17 protein-coding genes are annotated in these 14,408 nt (G+C 69.3%); 7 read left to right on the plus strand and 10 right to left on the minus strand.

The window, feature by feature from the left end:
* The 3 genes from E1264_RS29630 to E1264_RS29640 all read right to left on the minus strand — a co-directional run.
* The coding region (locus E1264_RS29630) for a hypothetical protein (protein ID WP_132178747.1) at window positions 1-319 on the minus strand (319 nt) is incomplete at its 3' end.
* 77 nt (window positions 320-396) lie between these two features.
* Window positions 397-1,230 (minus strand): ABC transporter permease, encoded by an 834-nt coding sequence (locus E1264_RS29635; protein ID WP_207936379.1) that lies wholly within the window; start codon window positions 1,228-1,230, stop codon window positions 397-399.
* Window positions 1,227-2,228, minus strand: a complete 1,002-nt coding sequence (locus tag E1264_RS29640) for an ATP-binding cassette domain-containing protein (RefSeq protein WP_132178749.1) — start codon at window positions 2,226-2,228, stop codon at window positions 1,227-1,229. The genes E1264_RS29635 and E1264_RS29640 overlap by 4 nt, the downstream gene beginning before the upstream one ends.
* A 133-nt stretch (window positions 2,229-2,361) precedes the next feature.
* On the opposite strand from E1264_RS29640, the gene E1264_RS29645 reads away from it, so the two are divergent.
* Entirely contained in the window at window positions 2,362-3,135 is a 774-nt protein-coding gene (locus tag E1264_RS29645) for a TetR/AcrR family transcriptional regulator (protein WP_132178750.1), read from the plus strand.
* A 6-nt stretch (window positions 3,136-3,141) separates the two neighbouring features.
* Here the strand turns inward: E1264_RS29645 and E1264_RS29650 are convergent, their stop codons facing one another.
* The gene (locus tag E1264_RS29650; protein WP_207936390.1) at window positions 3,142-4,662 is read right to left on the minus strand and encodes a M20/M25/M40 family metallo-hydrolase; all 1,521 of its coding nucleotides are present in this window, start codon (window positions 4,660-4,662) and stop codon (window positions 3,142-3,144) included.
* Window positions 4,663-4,772: 110 nt separating this feature from the next.
* Here E1264_RS29650 and E1264_RS29655 point away from each other — a divergent pair, with 110 nt between their 5' ends.
* Window positions 4,773-5,429 carry a 1,4-alpha-glucan branching protein gene (locus E1264_RS29655; protein WP_132178752.1) on the plus strand — a complete coding sequence of 219 codons (657 nt, stop codon included), beginning with the start codon at window positions 4,773-4,775 and terminating at the stop codon, window positions 5,427-5,429.
* Window positions 5,430-5,440: 11 nt separating this feature from the next.
* Here the strand turns inward: E1264_RS29655 and E1264_RS29660 are convergent, their stop codons facing one another.
* The gene (locus E1264_RS29660; RefSeq protein WP_132178753.1) at window positions 5,441-5,800 is read right to left on the minus strand and encodes a cupin domain-containing protein; all 360 of its coding nucleotides are present in this window, start codon (window positions 5,798-5,800) and stop codon (window positions 5,441-5,443) included.
* Between the two features lie 107 nt (window positions 5,801-5,907).
* On the opposite strand from E1264_RS29660, the gene E1264_RS29665 reads away from it, so the two are divergent.
* Together E1264_RS29665 and E1264_RS29670 are read left to right on the plus strand one after the other, a co-directional pair.
* Window positions 5,908-6,507 carry a YciI family protein gene (locus E1264_RS29665; RefSeq protein ID WP_132178754.1) on the plus strand — a complete coding sequence of 200 codons (600 nt, stop codon included), beginning with the start codon at window positions 5,908-5,910 and terminating at the stop codon, window positions 6,505-6,507.
* A 55-nt stretch (window positions 6,508-6,562) separates the two neighbouring features.
* Complete coding sequence (locus E1264_RS29670; RefSeq protein ID WP_207936404.1) at window positions 6,563-7,204, plus strand: MOSC domain-containing protein; 642 nt, start codon at window positions 6,563-6,565, stop codon at window positions 7,202-7,204.
* Window positions 7,205-7,234: 30 nt separating this feature from the next.
* Here the strand turns inward: E1264_RS29670 and E1264_RS29675 are convergent, their stop codons facing one another.
* Window positions 7,235-7,723, minus strand: a complete 489-nt coding sequence (locus E1264_RS29675) for a carboxymuconolactone decarboxylase family protein (protein WP_132178756.1) — start codon at window positions 7,721-7,723, stop codon at window positions 7,235-7,237.
* 200 nt (window positions 7,724-7,923) lie between these two features.
* On the opposite strand from E1264_RS29675, the gene E1264_RS29680 reads away from it, so the two are divergent.
* Entirely contained in the window at window positions 7,924-8,844 is a 921-nt protein-coding gene (locus E1264_RS29680; RefSeq protein WP_132178757.1) for an RNA polymerase sigma-70 factor, read from the plus strand.
* A 60-nt stretch (window positions 8,845-8,904) separates the two neighbouring features.
* Here E1264_RS29680 and E1264_RS29685 read toward each other — a convergent pair whose 3' ends face one another.
* Window positions 8,905-9,354 (minus strand): calmodulin-binding protein, encoded by a 450-nt coding sequence (locus E1264_RS29685; RefSeq protein WP_132178758.1) that lies wholly within the window; start codon window positions 9,352-9,354, stop codon window positions 8,905-8,907.
* 176 nt (window positions 9,355-9,530) lie between these two features.
* A complete protein-coding gene (locus E1264_RS29690) occupies window positions 9,531-10,004 on the minus strand; it encodes a calmodulin-binding protein (protein WP_243711243.1) in 474 nt (157 codons plus the stop codon).
* Between the two features lie 175 nt (window positions 10,005-10,179).
* Between E1264_RS29690 and E1264_RS29695 the strand changes: the two genes are divergently transcribed.
* A complete protein-coding gene (locus tag E1264_RS29695) occupies window positions 10,180-10,527 on the plus strand; it encodes a VOC family protein (protein WP_132178762.1) in 348 nt (115 codons plus the stop codon).
* 27 nt (window positions 10,528-10,554) lie between these two features.
* Here the strand turns inward: E1264_RS29695 and E1264_RS29700 are convergent, their stop codons facing one another.
* Window positions 10,555-10,998, minus strand: a complete 444-nt coding sequence (locus E1264_RS29700; RefSeq protein ID WP_207936398.1) for a DUF1062 domain-containing protein — start codon at window positions 10,996-10,998, stop codon at window positions 10,555-10,557.
* A 547-nt stretch (window positions 10,999-11,545) separates the two neighbouring features.
* On the opposite strand from E1264_RS29700, the gene E1264_RS29705 reads away from it, so the two are divergent.
* Window positions 11,546-12,169, plus strand: coding sequence for a DUF4360 domain-containing protein (locus E1264_RS29705; RefSeq protein ID WP_207936400.1), 624 nt, complete (start codon window positions 11,546-11,548; stop codon window positions 12,167-12,169).
* A gap of 6 nt (window positions 12,170-12,175) precedes the next feature.
* Here E1264_RS29705 and E1264_RS29710 read toward each other — a convergent pair.
* Window positions 12,176-14,408, minus strand: a 2,233-nt coding sequence (locus tag E1264_RS29710) for a tetratricopeptide repeat protein (RefSeq protein WP_207936402.1), incomplete at its 5' end; no start/stop codon positions are given.

Here is a 14,408-nt window from a genome sequence, read left to right on the forward strand (position 1 = left end):
CGTCCTTGGCCGCGTCCGGGGAGTCGGCGTCGATGGTGACCGACACGCCGTCGTACTCGATCCGCACCACCGGACGCGACGATCGCCGTGACCCGACCCAGGACACCACGGCGACGACGAGGCTGCTGAGCGCGATGCCGTTGCTCAGCACGACGTTCACCAGTTCGAGCCCGCCGCCCATGTCGCCGGGCTGCGAAGGTGCGGGGACGACCGTCACCTTCGCGTCCCGGCGGACGTCCGCGTCCTGCGACAGCCACCGGTACAGGGAGGTCAGCTCGTCCCCGTCCGGCGGTCCCTCCACGCTGAGCCAAGCCTGCACGCCGCCCCGCCTCTCCCCTGTCGGCCACTACATCACCGACGTGCAGGCTCGCTCCCAGGTTCACAGGGTGCGGCGCGTCAGCGGCTCAGGTTCTGGTAGCGGCGGACGGCGAGGGGGAGGAAGACCGCCGTGATGACGATCGGCCAGACGATCGACATCAGCATGGCGTGCTGCTCGATCCAGGTGTCGCCGACGGCGGCCGGGTTGCCGAACAGCTCGCGGCACGCCGTCACGGTCGCGGAGACCGGGTTCCACATCGCGATCGTGCCGAGCCAGTCCGGCATGAGGGACGGCGCCACGAACGCGCTGGAGATCATCGCGAAGGGGAAGGCGATCGCGAACAGGCTTCCGGCCGCCTCCTCGTTGGGGACCAGCAGGCCCAGCAGGACGCCGATCCAGATCAGCGCGAAGCGCAGCAGCAGGAGGAGCCCGAACCCGGCGAGGGTGTCGAGCAGGCCGCCGCTGGAGCGCCAGCCGATCGCGAGCGCCGTCAGCCCCAGCACGACGAGGTCGAGGGACGCGCCGATCAGGTCGCCGACGCCGCGCCCGGTGACGACGGCGGACGGCGACATCGGCATCGACCGGAACCGGTCGGTGACGCCGCGGGAGCTGTCGTACACGACGGCGTACGCGGTGTTCATGAATCCCATCGCCATCGTCATGCCGAACATGCCCGGCATCAGGAACTCGCGGTAGTCGCCGCCGCCCGGGACGGACATCGCGCTGCCGAACACGTAGCCGAACAGCAGGACGGAGACGATCGGGAACCCGAGCTGCCAGGCGATGTTGCTCGGCTGCCGGACGTAGTGGGTCAGGCCGCGCAGGACGATCGTCCAGCAGTCGGCCGCCGCCCAGTAGAGCCGCGCGCCGAGCGCGTCGTCATCGGCGGTGGTCTTGGCCTGGACGGTCACGATGTCACCTTCTCCTTCTTGTTCGCCTTCTCCTTGCCCTTGTCCGATGGTTCGCTCTCGGCGCGGTGGCCGGTGAGGCGCAGGAACACCTCGTCGAGGGTGGGGCGGCGCAGCGCGATGTCCTCGACGCCGATGCCGTCGTCCTGGAGCGTCCGGGCGACCTCGGTCAGCGCGGCCACCCGTTCGGTGACGGGCGCGTGCACGCGCGCCGCCGCCTCCTCGACCTCCGGTTGGGCGGACGCGACGCGCGCGACGATCGCCCCCGCGGCGGACAGGTTCGCCGGGTCGCTGACCACGACCTCGATCCGGTCGCCGCCGATGAGGCGCTTCAGCGACTCGGGCGGGCCGTCCGCGATGACCTTGCCGCGGTCGAGGACGGCGATGCGCCCGGCGAGCTGGTCGGCCTCGTCCAGGTACTGCGTGGTCAGCAGGACGGTCGTGCCCTGCGCGACGAGCGAGCGGACCGAGTCCCAGACCTCGTTGCGGCCGCGCGGGTCGAGGCCGGTGGTCGGCTCGTCCAGGAACAGGACGTCCGGCGCGAGGATCATGCTGGCCGCGAGGTCGAGGCGGCGGCGCATCCCGCCGCTGTACTCCTTGATGCCCTTGTCGGCGGCGTCCATCAGGTCGAAGCGGGCCAGCAGCTCTTCGGCGCGCTCGGCGGCGCGCTTCTTGCCCAGGTGGAACAGGCGGCCGAACATGCGCAGGTTCTGCCGTCCGGTCAGGACCTCGTCCAGCGCCGCGTGCTGGCCCGCGAGCCCGATCCGGCGGCGCACGTGCCGGGGCCGGGTGGCGACGTCCAGCCCGGCGACCTCGGCGCGGCCGCCGTCCAGCCGGACGAGCGTGGTCAGGATGCGCACGGCGGTCGTCTTCCCCGCGCCGTTCGGGCCGAGCAGCCCGTAGACCATGCCGCTCGGCACGGCGAGGTCGAAGCCGTCCAGTGCCCTTTTCTCTCCATAGTTCTTGCGGACCCCCTCGGCGAGGATCGCGTTGTCCGGCATGCCGCCTCCCATTTCGCGTATGCCCTACGCAAATTAGCGTACACTATACTCGAAGTCGAGCAGAACCCACGCGATAGCGTCATGTCCCGGGCAGCGGCGGGCGGCGCCGCACACGGGAAGAGCAGGACGCACGATGGCAACGGAGCACGGCGACGAGCGCGACCTCGGACGCAGCCTGAAGCTGCTGTGGGGCGACCGGGCCCGCCCGGCGCGCGGCCGCCCGCCCGGGCTCAGCGTCGACCGGATCGTCGCGGCGGCCGTCGAGGTCGCCGACGGGATCGCCCTCACCGAGGGGCTCGAAGCGCTGTCGATGCGCCGCGTCGCGACCCATCTGGGCGTCGGGACGATGTCGCTGTACCGCTACGTCCCGGGCAAGAGCGAGCTGCTGGACCTCATGCTCGACTACGTCGTCACGCCCTCCGCCGCGCATGAGTGCGGGGGCGAGGTGGAGGCGGGCGGCTGGCGCGAGGTCATGGCCGCCGACGCCCGCGGCCACTGGCGGCTCTGCATGGACCATCCCTGGTACCCGTTCGTGGACCAGAGCCGTCCGCTCCTCGGTCCCAACACCCTGCGCGGGCTCGACAGCCTCATGGGCCGGATGCGCGCCTTCGGCCCCGACGACCGGACGCTGATGATGATGATCGGCATCCAGTACGACTTCGTCCACGCCCTGGCGCGCAGCCACATCAGCGAGCTGCGCGCCGAGGCGCGGACGGGCCTCAGCAGCGAGGAGTTCTGGGAGCAGCAGTCGCCGACGCTGATACGCGTCCTGAGCAGCGGCGCCTTCCCGACCATGGCCGATCTCGACGAGAAGACCTTCGACTTCTCCTACGAGCAGCTCTTCGAGTTCGGCATGGCGCGCCTCCACGACGGCTTCGCGCTCCTCCTCGACGCGCCGTCACACTAGGTCGGCTCAGCCCGGGACGGGGAACGCGACGGGGCTGCGATGCCCGTCGCGGTCGACGGCGCGGATGCCGAAGAACGCGTTGTCCTTGGACAGGTCGATCCTGACCCCGGTGACGTTCCCGACGGGGATGACGTGCGTCCAGTCGGGGCTGGTCGTCTCCCGCCACACGACCTCGTACCCGGCGAGGTCGGGTTCGGTGCCGCGGTCCCAGACCAGCTCGGTGTCGTTGGTGAGCTCGCTGGTGCGGACGCGGGCGTTCTTCGGCGTCCCGGGCGCCTGCGCGAGCGACCACAGCGCGGCGGCGTTCACCTTGGCGACGCGGGCGATGTAGGCGAAGTCGCAGAACTCGGGCAGGTCGCCGTACTGCTTGCCGTCCTCGACGCGGACGTCCTGGTGCTGGTGGGCGAAGTCCTCGTGGGGCTCGGTGAAGCGGGCGGCCGGGTAGTCCTGCTCCAGGTAGCCGATGTGGTCGCCGCCGCGCAGGTAGCGGTCGCGGCGGTAGATGATCCGGACGCGCATGCCGGTCGCGTCGTTGTCGGCGACGGACGAGACGAACCGGGCGAGCTGCCGGGACGCGGAGTCGTTCTCGCCGCCGACCGCGCGCCGCACATCGCCCTCGCCCGGTGACTCGGCGGTGGGCACGCCCTCGGCGAACAGGCGCAGCGAACGGGGGTCGCGGGTGCCGTCGTCGGCGGTGCTGCTGCCGACGATGTCGTTGGTGAACATGCCCTGCACGTCGGCGTTGGCCGTCCTGTACTGCTTCGCCTGGTACCTGGCCCCGTAGAGGCCCTGCTCCTCGCCCGCCACGGCGGTGAAGACGAGGGTGGCCTCCGGGCGGCGCTTCGCCATCACCCGGGCCAGCTCCATGACGACCGCCACGCCGGACGCGTCGTCGTCGGCCCCGGGCGCGTCCGCGGTGGCGTTCATGACGTCGGTGACGCGCGAGTCGTAGTGGCCGGACACCACGTAGATCCGGTCCGGGCTCGCCGAGCCGCGCAGCGTCGCGACCACGTTGGTGATGCGGGTCGCGACCGGGATGCGCGGCCCCGGCTCCTGGACGTAGGACTGCAGCTCGGCGGTCATCCGCCCGCCGGACGCGGCGGCGTACCGCTTCATCTCCGCGAGGATCCAGTCGCGGGCGGCTCCGATGCCGCGCTCGGGATCGTCCTGGGCGGACAGCGTGTGCCGGGTACCGAAACTGACCAGCTTCCGGACGTTGGCCTCCACGCGGTCTTGGTCGATCTCGCGGAGCAGGGCGCGCAGCTCGGCGTCCGGCCGCTGGCCGGTGACGGGCTTGCCGGGCCCGTCCGGCCAGGTCCGCTCCTTCGCCGCCGCCCCGGCGGGCGCGGCGGTCAGCGCGACACCGGCCCCGGCGCTCGCGGTGACGGCGGCGGCCGCCGTGGACAGGGACAGGAACGTCCTGCGGCTGGACGTGGCAGGCGCGGTGGACGTGGCAGGCGCGGTGGACGTGGCAGGCGTCGGATCGGCGGAGGATGAACGATCAGCGGGGGATGCGTTAGTGACCACGCATCGATCTTTCTCCGAATTCCGGCGGTGTCCAGGCCCAGACGCGACAGTCATCACCTCGCCCGGGTGTGGACAATTGCGATGATCACCGCCGGGATAGATTCGGCCCCATGGCCTTCATCCACAACACCACGATGACCCCCGGCAAGCTGGACCTGCTCGCGGCATGGCTGCCCGGACGGCCGTGGTACGCGGGCTCGCCGGACGGGCCCGAGCTGTCCAGGGCCGGAGGCTTCCGGCTCGACGACCCGGACGGCGAGGTCGGGATCGAGTTCATGGTGGTCACGGACACCTCCGGCGGCGCCCCCGTCGCCTACCACGTCCCGGCCACCTACCGCGGCGCGCCGCTCGACGGGGCCGAGGACGCGCTCATCGGCACGTCCGAGCACGGCGTGCTCGGACGCCGCTGGGTGTACGACGCCACCCGCGACCCGGTGGCCGTCGGCCAGATCCTCGCCCTGCTCCAGGGCCGGGCCGAGCCGCAGCACCAGAGCCAGAGCGACACTCCCGACCCGTCCGTCATCAGCGACTTCACCGCCGGCAAGGCCGCGTCTATGGCCGCGCTGACCTCCACCGAGGACACCCCGGACGGCACGGACATCGCGGTGCAGACCGAGCCTCACGGCGCACTGACCATCCGGATCGTGCGCGTTCTCCGCAAGGATCAGGAGACGACGACGCCCAAGGCCCTGGGCTCCGTCACGGCCCAATGGCACTCATCGAACGGCGAGCAGAACCGCGGCCTGTTCGCCGTCCTCAATCCCTGATCGCCTACAGGTCAGGCGCCGGCCTTCGCGTATTCGCCGATGCCGCCGCCGAAGTCGAAGGCTATGCACGGCTCGTCCCCGACGACCCACGCGTCATGGCCGGGCGAGACGACGAACACGTCGCCGGGGCCGACCTCCCCTTCGGCTCCGTCCTCGGTGCGGATGCGCATCCGCCCATGGACGACGTAGCCGTTGTGGTGCACCTGGCAGAGGTCCGTCCCTGCGATCTGCTTGACCGACTCCGTCCAGCGCCAGCCGGGCTCGAACGTCGCCTTGCCGAACACCAGCCCGGAAAGGTTCACGAGTTCGAGGTGAGCCCTCGGCATGTCACGCCGGTCGTCCGGCTTGTCGATGCTCTTGATCTCCAACATGATGGGTCCCCCTTCACCATCATTTCCACGCTCGCACCGCCCCTGACCTGCGTCAAGACACCCGAAGCGGCCAAATGAGGGGGACGCGGCCGTTGGTACGATTCAACGTGGAGTATTTCTTCTACTGCCGTGACCGTCCCGGCAGCGGCCCCCTCCGTTCGGAACTGATCGAAGACCACTGGTCGTTCATGGACCGCTACGCCGAGACGATGATCGCGCGCGGCCCCACCCTCACCCCGGACGGCGAGGAGGCGACCGGCAGCCTGCACATCGTCGGCCTGCCCGATTCGGCCGCCGCGCAGGAATTCGCGTTCGACGAGCCCAACTACAAGGCCGGTGTCTACCGTGAGGTCCTCATCCGCCGGTGGCGGAACGTCCTCGGCCGCACGATGTGGCAGTTCACCGGTGCGGTTCCCGGATACCGGCGCTTCCTGATCCTCGCGCACGCCAAGCCGGAGGCGGCCGCGTCGCACGCTTCCCTGGACGAGGCGCATCGCGAACACCTCGATCGCGGCTACCGCGACCGCCTCATCGGCTACGGCCCGCTCTTCTCCGAAGACGGCACCGAATGGGCGGGCACCGCCCTGATGGCCGAACTCCCGGACCGGGCCGCCGCCGAGACCCTGATGGCGGACGACCCCTACTCCCGGAACGGCTTCTACGAGACCGTCGAGATCCACCACTGGGAATTCGGCGGTCGCAGATGATCCCGGCCCCACCGGCGCCGAAGCAGACCCGGCCGCGACGTATCGTCGCATCGTGATGCTGCTTTCGGTCAACATCGGCAAGCCCCGGACCAACCCCTGGAACCAGGACCCGACAACGGGCATCGACAAGCGGCCGGTCGACGGCCCGGTCATGGTCGCCGCTCCCGAACCCACCGCACCGGGAGCGGTCGGCCTGGCCGGCGACAGGACGTTCAGCCCCGGACACGGCGGCCCCGACCAGGCCGTCTACGCCTACGCGCGCGAAGACCTCGACTTCTGGCAGGACGAACTCGGCAGGGACCTGCCCGACGGCGTCTTCGGCGAGAACCTCACCACGACCGGGATCGACGTCAACGGCGCCCTGATCGGCGAGAGGTGGCGGCTGGGCTCCGCGGTCGTCCTGGAGGTGAGCTGCCCGCGGATCCCCTGCCGCACCTTCCAGGGGTGGCTGGACGAAGAGGGCTGGATCAAACGGTTCACCCAGGCGGCTCGTCCCGGCGCCTATCTGCGCGTGATCGAGCCAGGCGCGATCCGCCCAGGCGACGCCGTCGAGATGGTGTACCGGCCCGAGCACGACCTGACCGTGGCCGTCGCCTTCCGTGCCCTGACCGGCGAACCCGATCTGCTGCCGCGACTGCTGCCGATCGACGCCCTGCCAGAGCATTTGAAGGAAAGGGCCCGCCGCCGCACCGCCTGAAGGAGCGCGACGGGCCGGGGCCGGACGGTCTCAGTTCTTGGTGAAGTCGTCGAACTGGCCGGGCTCGTACGCGCCGCCCTTCATGCGCGTGATCACGCCCGTCCGGTTGGCCGCGTTGACCAGGGCGATCAGGGACACCAGCGCGGCGACCTGATCGTCGTCGTAGTGCTTGCACACCTCGGCCCAGGTCTCGTCCGACACGCCGTGGTGGGCGTCCGCGAGCCGGGTGCCCTCCTCGGCGAGCGCCAGCGCGGCCCGCTCCGCCTCGGTGAACACGGCGGACTCGCGCCAGGCGGCGACCAGGTTGAGCCGGACCGCGATCTCGCCGCCCGCCGCCGCCTCCTTGGTGTGGACGTCGACGCAGAAGCCGCAGCCGTTGATCTGGCTGGTGCGCAGCGACACCAGTTCCTGCGTGGACCTCGGCAGCGGCGACTGGTGGATCAGCAGCCCGGCGGCGGCGAACCGCTTGGAGAACTTGGCGCCGAAGTCGTTGGTCATCAGGTCGATACGGGTTTCCATGGCTTCTCCTCGTTCACGAGATCGGATGCCGCGCGGATCGTCCGCGCGGCGTCCTGACGCCATGGAGATGCCGGCCGCCCGATCCCTGTGACGTGCCTGGTCACGTGACGTGGATCACCGAACACGCATGTCACAGCACCATTGGGACCGGCGTCTTGTGCGCGTGGGACGACCGAGATCGAACGGGGAAGGAGCCGTCCATGAACGAGCCCGCAGAACCGCCCACCGGCGGCGACGGCCGTCCGGACGCCGCCACCGAGGCGTTCGTCGCCCACCGCAACCTGCTGTTCACCGTGGCCTACGAGCTGCTCGGCTCGGCCGCGGACGCGGAGGACGTCCTCCAGGAGACCTGGCTGCGCTGGACGACCGTCGACCTCGGCTCGGTGCGGGATCCGCGCGCCTACCTGGTCCGGATCACCACCCGCCAGGCGCTCACCCGGCTGCGGACGCTCGGCCGCCGCAAGGAGACCTATGTCGGCTCCTGGCTGCCGGAACCGCTGCTGACCTCGCCCGACGTGGCGGAGGACGTCGAGCTCGCCGAAAGCGTCTCGATGGCGATGATGCTGGTGCTGGAGACGCTCACGCCGCTGGAGCGGGCGGTGTTCGTGCTCCGCGAGGTGTTCGCCTTCGACTACGACGAGATCGCGGGCGCGGTGGAGAAGAACCCGGCCGCCGTCCGGCAGATCGCCCACCGGGCGCGCGCCCACGTCGCCGCGCGCCGCCCGCGCGGGGCGACCTCGCCGGACGAGACGCGGGACGCGTTCGAGGCGTTCCAGCGGGCGGTCGAGACGGGCGACGTGCAGAGCCTGCTCGACGTCCTCGCGCCGGACGTGGTCGTGATCGGGGACGGCGGCGGGGTCAAGCAGGCCGTGCTGCAGCCCGTCGTGGGCGCGGACAAGGTCGCCCGCCTGTTCACCGCGGGCCTCACCAGGGTCGGCGCCGTCATGACGGTCGAGCCTGTGCAGATCAACGGCGGCCCGGCCCTGCTCGTCCGGCTGGACGGGGAACTCGACGGGGTGCTCGCCATGCGGTTCGACGACGGCCTGGTCAGCGGCTGCTACTACGTGCGCAACCCCGAGAAGCTGTCGCGGGTGCAGCAGGAGACGCCGGTGACCCGCTGAGCCCTCAATGGCCGAAGCCCGGGAGCCCGACTCGGCCCCCGGGCACCTAACAGGCGACGGCTACGCGGGGATCTCCCTGATCACGCGCGAGCCCCAGGGGCACCAGGTCAGGCCGGGCAGGAACGCGCCGCCCGCCTCGTCGAGGTGCTCTTCGACGTAGGCGATGGACGCGTCGCAGACCTCGGTGGCGATCTCGAAGAACTGGATCGTCGACGGGTCGAGGTGGTAGCTCCAGCCCGGGTTGTACGACGCCGGCTGCTTAACGATCTTGCCCATGACCTGCGGGTTGTCGGTGGCGGACCCGCTGATCAGGTCGCGGGCGTGCTGGATCTCGGCGGGGTCGGTGAGCTTGATGACGGCCTCGTCCTCGCTCGCCATGTCGGTGAAGACGAAGTAGGCGGCGGTCGTCGGAGCGGCGTCGGCCGGACGGACGGCGGCTGCCATGACCAGCAGCGTGGATAAGGCCAGGACCACGGCTCCTGCGATCGCTCGCGGGCCCTTGTTCGTCATCTGGTACACGAGATACCTCCGGTAGGTCGTGAAGAGATCACGGGGTGCTACGACTTGATCATCACACGACGGGCGGCGTCCATCGTGCGCCACTCTGCCGGGCAGAACGGTGTACGCCCAGGGGCCCGTCCTGCCAGGCCCCTGGGCGAGTGAGTGCGATGCCGAGCCACGAACGGCTACGGCGCGGGGATCTCCCTGACCAGGCGGGACGTCCAGGGGCACCAGATCAGGCCGGGCAGGAACGCGCCGCCCGCCTCGTCCAGGTGGTCCTCGACGTAGGGGATGGTGGCGTCGCAGACCTCGATGGCGACGTCGAAGAAGTCGATCGTGTCAGGGTTGTAGTGGTAGCTCCAGCGCGGGTTGTAGTCCGCCTGGCGCTTGATGATCCGTCCGACGACGTGCGGCCTCTCGTCGGTCTCTCCGTTGACCAGCTCCCGGGCGTGCTGGATCTTGGCCGGGTCGGTGAGCTTGAGGACGGCCTCCTCGCGGGTGATGTCGGTGAACACGAAGTAGGCCGCCGTGTCGGCGTGGGCGGGCGTGGCGGTGGCGACCGTCAGCGGCGCGACGACGGCGACCGCGACGGCCGCGGCGAGCGCCCTGACACGGGTCTTCGCCTTCCGCAGCGCGGTGAGAGCAGTGAACCGATGCACGTTCCCTCCATAGGTTCGGTGGGCCGCCCGGTGCGACCCGACCGCTACTTACCCAGTGCATTCATTCAACTACGATCCGTGGCAACTTCTGGTCATTCGTTCGGTTGGGCTTGTGTCGCCGCTGGACATAATCAGGGGCACGTTCGCCCTCGCCTATCAGCAGGAGGAGTCGCCCATGTCCATCCGCCGGGTCATGCCCGATATCCGATCAGAGGCCATCGAAGAGAGCCGCGACTTCTACGGCCGCCTGGGGTTCGAGGAGGTCATGGACCACGGCTGGGTCGTGACGCTCGCCTCTCCGTCCAACCCCACGGCGCAGGTCACTTTCATGACCCATGACAAGACCGCGCCGGTCGTGCCCGACATGAGCGTCGAGGTGGACGACGTTGAGGCGGTCTACGCACTGATGCTGGAGCGCGGCGCGGAGATCGTCCACCCCTTGCAGGACGAGGAGTGGGGAGTGCGCCGGTTCTTCGTCCGCGACCCCAATGGCCGCGTGGTCAACGTGCTGACCCACCTTTGACTCCTCAGAGGTCGCATCGCGCACCCCCTAGAGCCGGGGAAGGAGGACGAAGGTGAACGCATGGCTCGTCTTGCGCGTGAGTGCGATCTCGCATTTGACGCGGCGCTCGATGGCGCTCCTGCTGAGCCCGAGCCCCCGCCCGATCAGCCGATCCGGCCGGAGCGGGACGGGAGCCTCGAACGCGACCTCGACGCACACCGGCCAGTCCGCGTCGAGCGGCGGCACCTCCGGAGCATCGAGATGCCACGCACCGTCCCAATCCAGGGTGAACCGGTTGCGGCGCGCGACCCGCGGGTCCAGGAGCACCCGCTCGACGAGACGGGGGTCATTGTCCTCGAACGCACGCAGCCGATCGACCGAGCGCACCGGAACACGTTCGTGAACCGCGATCTTCGTGGTCGCCCCACAGCGAACGCAGTCGGCGAGCAGCCACACGTCGAGGAGCTTCTTGTTGGCGTTGACGCGGAACATCCGCCTTTCAGCCGTGCTCGTCGTCGCCCCGCACTCCAGACACCGCAAAGACAACAAAGGCAGGCGGACACTCCGCACCGCCCAGGACAGCGCGAAACATTCATTATTGGGTTGTGAAGACACGATCTCTCTAAGCCCTGATACAAGGCCGCGCTCGGACGGCCAGGAACGCTAAAGAGCCGGGGCAGCCCGGCAGAGACCGACAGAGGTCGGCCTACAAAGCGCTGGTGATACGGGTCAGAGAGAAATAGCGGGCGTGTTCACGCGCGTGTCCTCACGATCTACGACGACGAACGCACCGTACCCACACGCCCACCCCCACCGTCAAACCGTTTTCCGGCGCGGCCCGCGTCGACCGGGAGGCGGGGGCGGCGCAACCCACCGCATGGCGTCAAAAGTTAAAGAGAACAGAACGTCAATTAACATTGACACTCTTATTGGCCAGAATTAGTCTGACAGAGCTTTTCCGGGCCCGCCAGGATCATCACGGCAATGCCGCGCCGCAGGCACGGCATTCGCCCTCGCCCAATCTGGAAGGCTGCCCAAGATGAACCCCGGACGCACGGTCCTCGCGGCGATGGCCGCGACGATCGCCCTGCCCGCCCTGGCCTCCACCGCCGCGGTCGCCGATCCCCCACCGAAGGGGGTGACCATCGATGTGGTGACGGTCAACGGCACAGGCTGCCCGATCGGGACGGTAGCGATCGCCCTTTCGGCAGACTCCAGCACCTTCACCATTACACGGAGCGGCATGCGCGCCGACGCGGGTGGCACCTCGAACCCGGCGGACGCTCGGAAGACCTGCCAGATCAACCTGAAGGTTCACGTTCCGCAGGGCTACTCCTACGGCATCAGGTCGTTCGGATACAGCGGCACCGCGCACCTGGAGCCCGGCGCCTCGGGCACCGTGAAGGTATCGACCTACTTCCAGGGCGAGCCGAAACCGGAAGCGAAGACAGTAACGCGTAATGGCCCATTCTCCGGCCCATGGCGAACCGTCATCATCGACGAGAACCCGAAGTACAGCCCGTGCGGCGAGCAGCGCAACTTCAACATCTCCGCCGGCGTGCACGTCGACCTCGGCACCTCCGACCCGTCCAAGCCCAGTTACATGACCCTGGACGGAAAAGAGGTCTACGAGTTCTCCTGGAAACGCTGCCCCATCACATGAGCCCGCTCATCGGTTCGGCAAGTTCTCCAGCCACGCCTTGACTTGTTGAGACTGGTCAAGCTCGGCTTGATGCACGCTCGGACGTGCCCTGGCCAGACGCTGACGGATCTCCAACGCCTCAGCGATGCTGCGAAGTGCTTCTTCCTGCCGTCCCAGTCTCCCCAGGTGTTTGGATCGGTTGTGCAGCGACCTGGCCAGGTCGGGGAGGAAGGCGTCGGGACGGGCTTCGACCAGAGCGCGATAGATCGTGACGGCCTCGCTGATCGCCTCCAACGCCTCCTCCCGCCGCCCCAGGTTCGACAAGTGGTTGGACTGGTTGTTCAGCGACATGGCCAGGTTGGGCAGGAAGGCATCCGGACGGGCCTCGACCAACCGCCGCCGGATCTCGACCGCTTGAGTGATGGCCTCCAACGCCTCCTCATGGCGCCCCAACTCCGACAAGCGGTTGGACTGGTTGTTCAACGACATGGCCAGATCGGGCAGGAAGGCATCCGGACGGGCCTCGACCAACCGCCGCCGGATCTCGACCGCTTGAGTGATGGCCTCCAACGCCTCCTCATGGCGCCCCAACTCCGACAAGCGGCCGGATTGGTTGTTCAACGACATGGCCAGATCGGGCAGGAAGGCATCCGGACGGGCCTCGACCAGAGCGCGATAGATCCTGACGGCCTCGCTGATCGCCTCCAACGCCTCCTCCCATCGCCCCAAGTCCGACAGGCTGCCGGATTGGTTGTTCAGCAACATGGCCAGGTCGCGCAGGAAGGCATCGGAGCGGGTTTCGGCCAGAGTGCGATAGGTCGTGACGGCTTCGGTGATAGCCTCCAACGCCTCCTCCCGTCGCCCCAGGTTGGACAAGCAGACGGATTGGGTGTTCAGCGAGATCGTCAGCTTGGGGAGGAACGCGTCGGGACGGGTTTCGGCCAGCTGTCGGCGGATCTGGACCGCTTGGGTGATCGCCTCTAACGCCTCCTCCCATCGCCCCAGTTGGGCGAGAGCCATCGCCAGGTTCCTGCTCGATGCGGCGACAGCCGCGGGATCGGCGTCGGCCGGCAGGAGTTCCCGCACCCGCTGGGTGGCCACCGCCTTCGCCGTCGCCAGCGCCACCGTGGAGTGAGGCATCTTCTTCGCTATGCCTTGAAGATCCTCCAGCTTGGCCGGAACGTCCTTCAGGACGCCTGCCAGCAGGTCACCGAGCCGGGTACCGGTCTGAGCCGCGACCACGATCGCCGCGTCCGCCAACCCCACCAGGTTCTGCCGCAACACCTGCTCGATCACCCCGGAGGCGCGCTCATGATGAGCACACGCACGCGTCAGCACCGTCAACGCCCGCACCGCCTCAGACGACGCCAGGCCGGAGAAACAGGCGCGCCGCAATAGCTCATGCGCGGCCAACTGATCGGTGGCATGCCGCTCAGCCAGCAGATCAGGACCCAGCCACTCCACGCGCCCGCCCTGGACCGGGTACAGCTGCCGCAGCCAGCCGACCACGGCCCCCACCCGCTCCTCGTCAGCACGCACGAGGTCCGGCACCCGCCGGACCACCGCCCGCAGGGACGACTCGTCCCCCTCCGGGTCTAGCAAGAGCACAGCGGCCGCCATGACCTGCTCCAGCACTGACAACCGCATGGCCAGCCCGGCCCGCCGGGCCGCCTTGTCCCACAATCGGCGCTCATGCCCGAGCAGCCGATCCAGCACCCCCAGATCGGCCGCCGCCCGTCCCCCGGACGTCCCTCGCTCGTCGTCCAGCACCGCCACCAGCGCCGTCGCATGCAGCATCAGCACCGGCATCGGCTCCGACGACTCCACGGTGAAACTCACCTGCGGGACGGGACGTCCCCGCGCCGCCGCGTAGAACGGCAACGCCTCCTCGATCACCTGAAGGCCATCGCGCCTGTCATCCAGTGCCGCCGCCAGTTCCATCACCGGGGTTCGCGCGGCCAGTTCGCGCGTCGCGTCCGATTCGGTGTCCAGCGAGGTCCACCACTCACCCGCCTGCCGGGCCAGCAAGAGGACCCGCAACCCGCGTGCACGTCCCGCCGCCTCCCGCGCCGCCACCTCGGTCAGCATCGCCGCCAGGCCAGGACGGGTCTCGGCGTAGTCGACCAGGAACAACACCCGCTGCCCGACCCGATCGGCCGCCTTCACCGCCGCCACTTCATCGCCGGGCCTGACCGGCTGACATTCCCATTCCTCGATCGGCAGTGACTCGGCCAGTTGCATGCCCAGGCGGGTCTTGCCC

The sequence above is a fragment of the Actinomadura sp. KC216 genome (assembly GCF_004348535.1).
GTDB lineage: Bacteria > Actinomycetota > Actinomycetes > Streptosporangiales > Streptosporangiaceae > Spirillospora.

Excerpts from the sequence above, each read along its gene's own strand:
- E1264_RS29640 (WP_132178749.1), bottom strand. The coding sequence starts at position 2,228 with ATGCCGGACAACGCGATCCTCGCCGAGGGGGTCCGCAAGAACTATGGA.
- E1264_RS29645 (WP_132178750.1), top strand. The coding sequence starts at position 2,362 with ATGGCAACGGAGCACGGCGACGAGCGCGACCTCGGACGCAGCCTGAAG.
- E1264_RS29655 (WP_132178752.1), top strand. The coding sequence starts at position 4,773 with ATGGCCTTCATCCACAACACCACGATGACCCCCGGCAAGCTGGACCTG.
- E1264_RS29660 (WP_132178753.1), bottom strand. The coding sequence starts at position 5,800 with ATGTTGGAGATCAAGAGCATCGACAAGCCGGACGACCGGCGTGACATG.
- E1264_RS29670 (WP_207936404.1), top strand. The coding sequence starts at position 6,563 with ATGCTGCTTTCGGTCAACATCGGCAAGCCCCGGACCAACCCCTGGAAC.
- E1264_RS29675 (WP_132178756.1), bottom strand. The coding sequence starts at position 7,723 with ATGGAAACCCGTATCGACCTGATGACCAACGACTTCGGCGCCAAGTTC.
- E1264_RS29680 (WP_132178757.1), top strand. The coding sequence starts at position 7,924 with ATGAACGAGCCCGCAGAACCGCCCACCGGCGGCGACGGCCGTCCGGAC.
- E1264_RS29685 (WP_132178758.1), bottom strand. The coding sequence starts at position 9,354 with ATGACGAACAAGGGCCCGCGAGCGATCGCAGGAGCCGTGGTCCTGGCC.
- E1264_RS29695 (WP_132178762.1), top strand. The coding sequence starts at position 10,180 with ATGTCCATCCGCCGGGTCATGCCCGATATCCGATCAGAGGCCATCGAA.
- E1264_RS29700 (WP_207936398.1), bottom strand. The coding sequence starts at position 10,998 with ATGTTCCGCGTCAACGCCAACAAGAAGCTCCTCGACGTGTGGCTGCTC.
- E1264_RS29705 (WP_207936400.1), top strand. The coding sequence starts at position 11,546 with ATGAACCCCGGACGCACGGTCCTCGCGGCGATGGCCGCGACGATCGCC.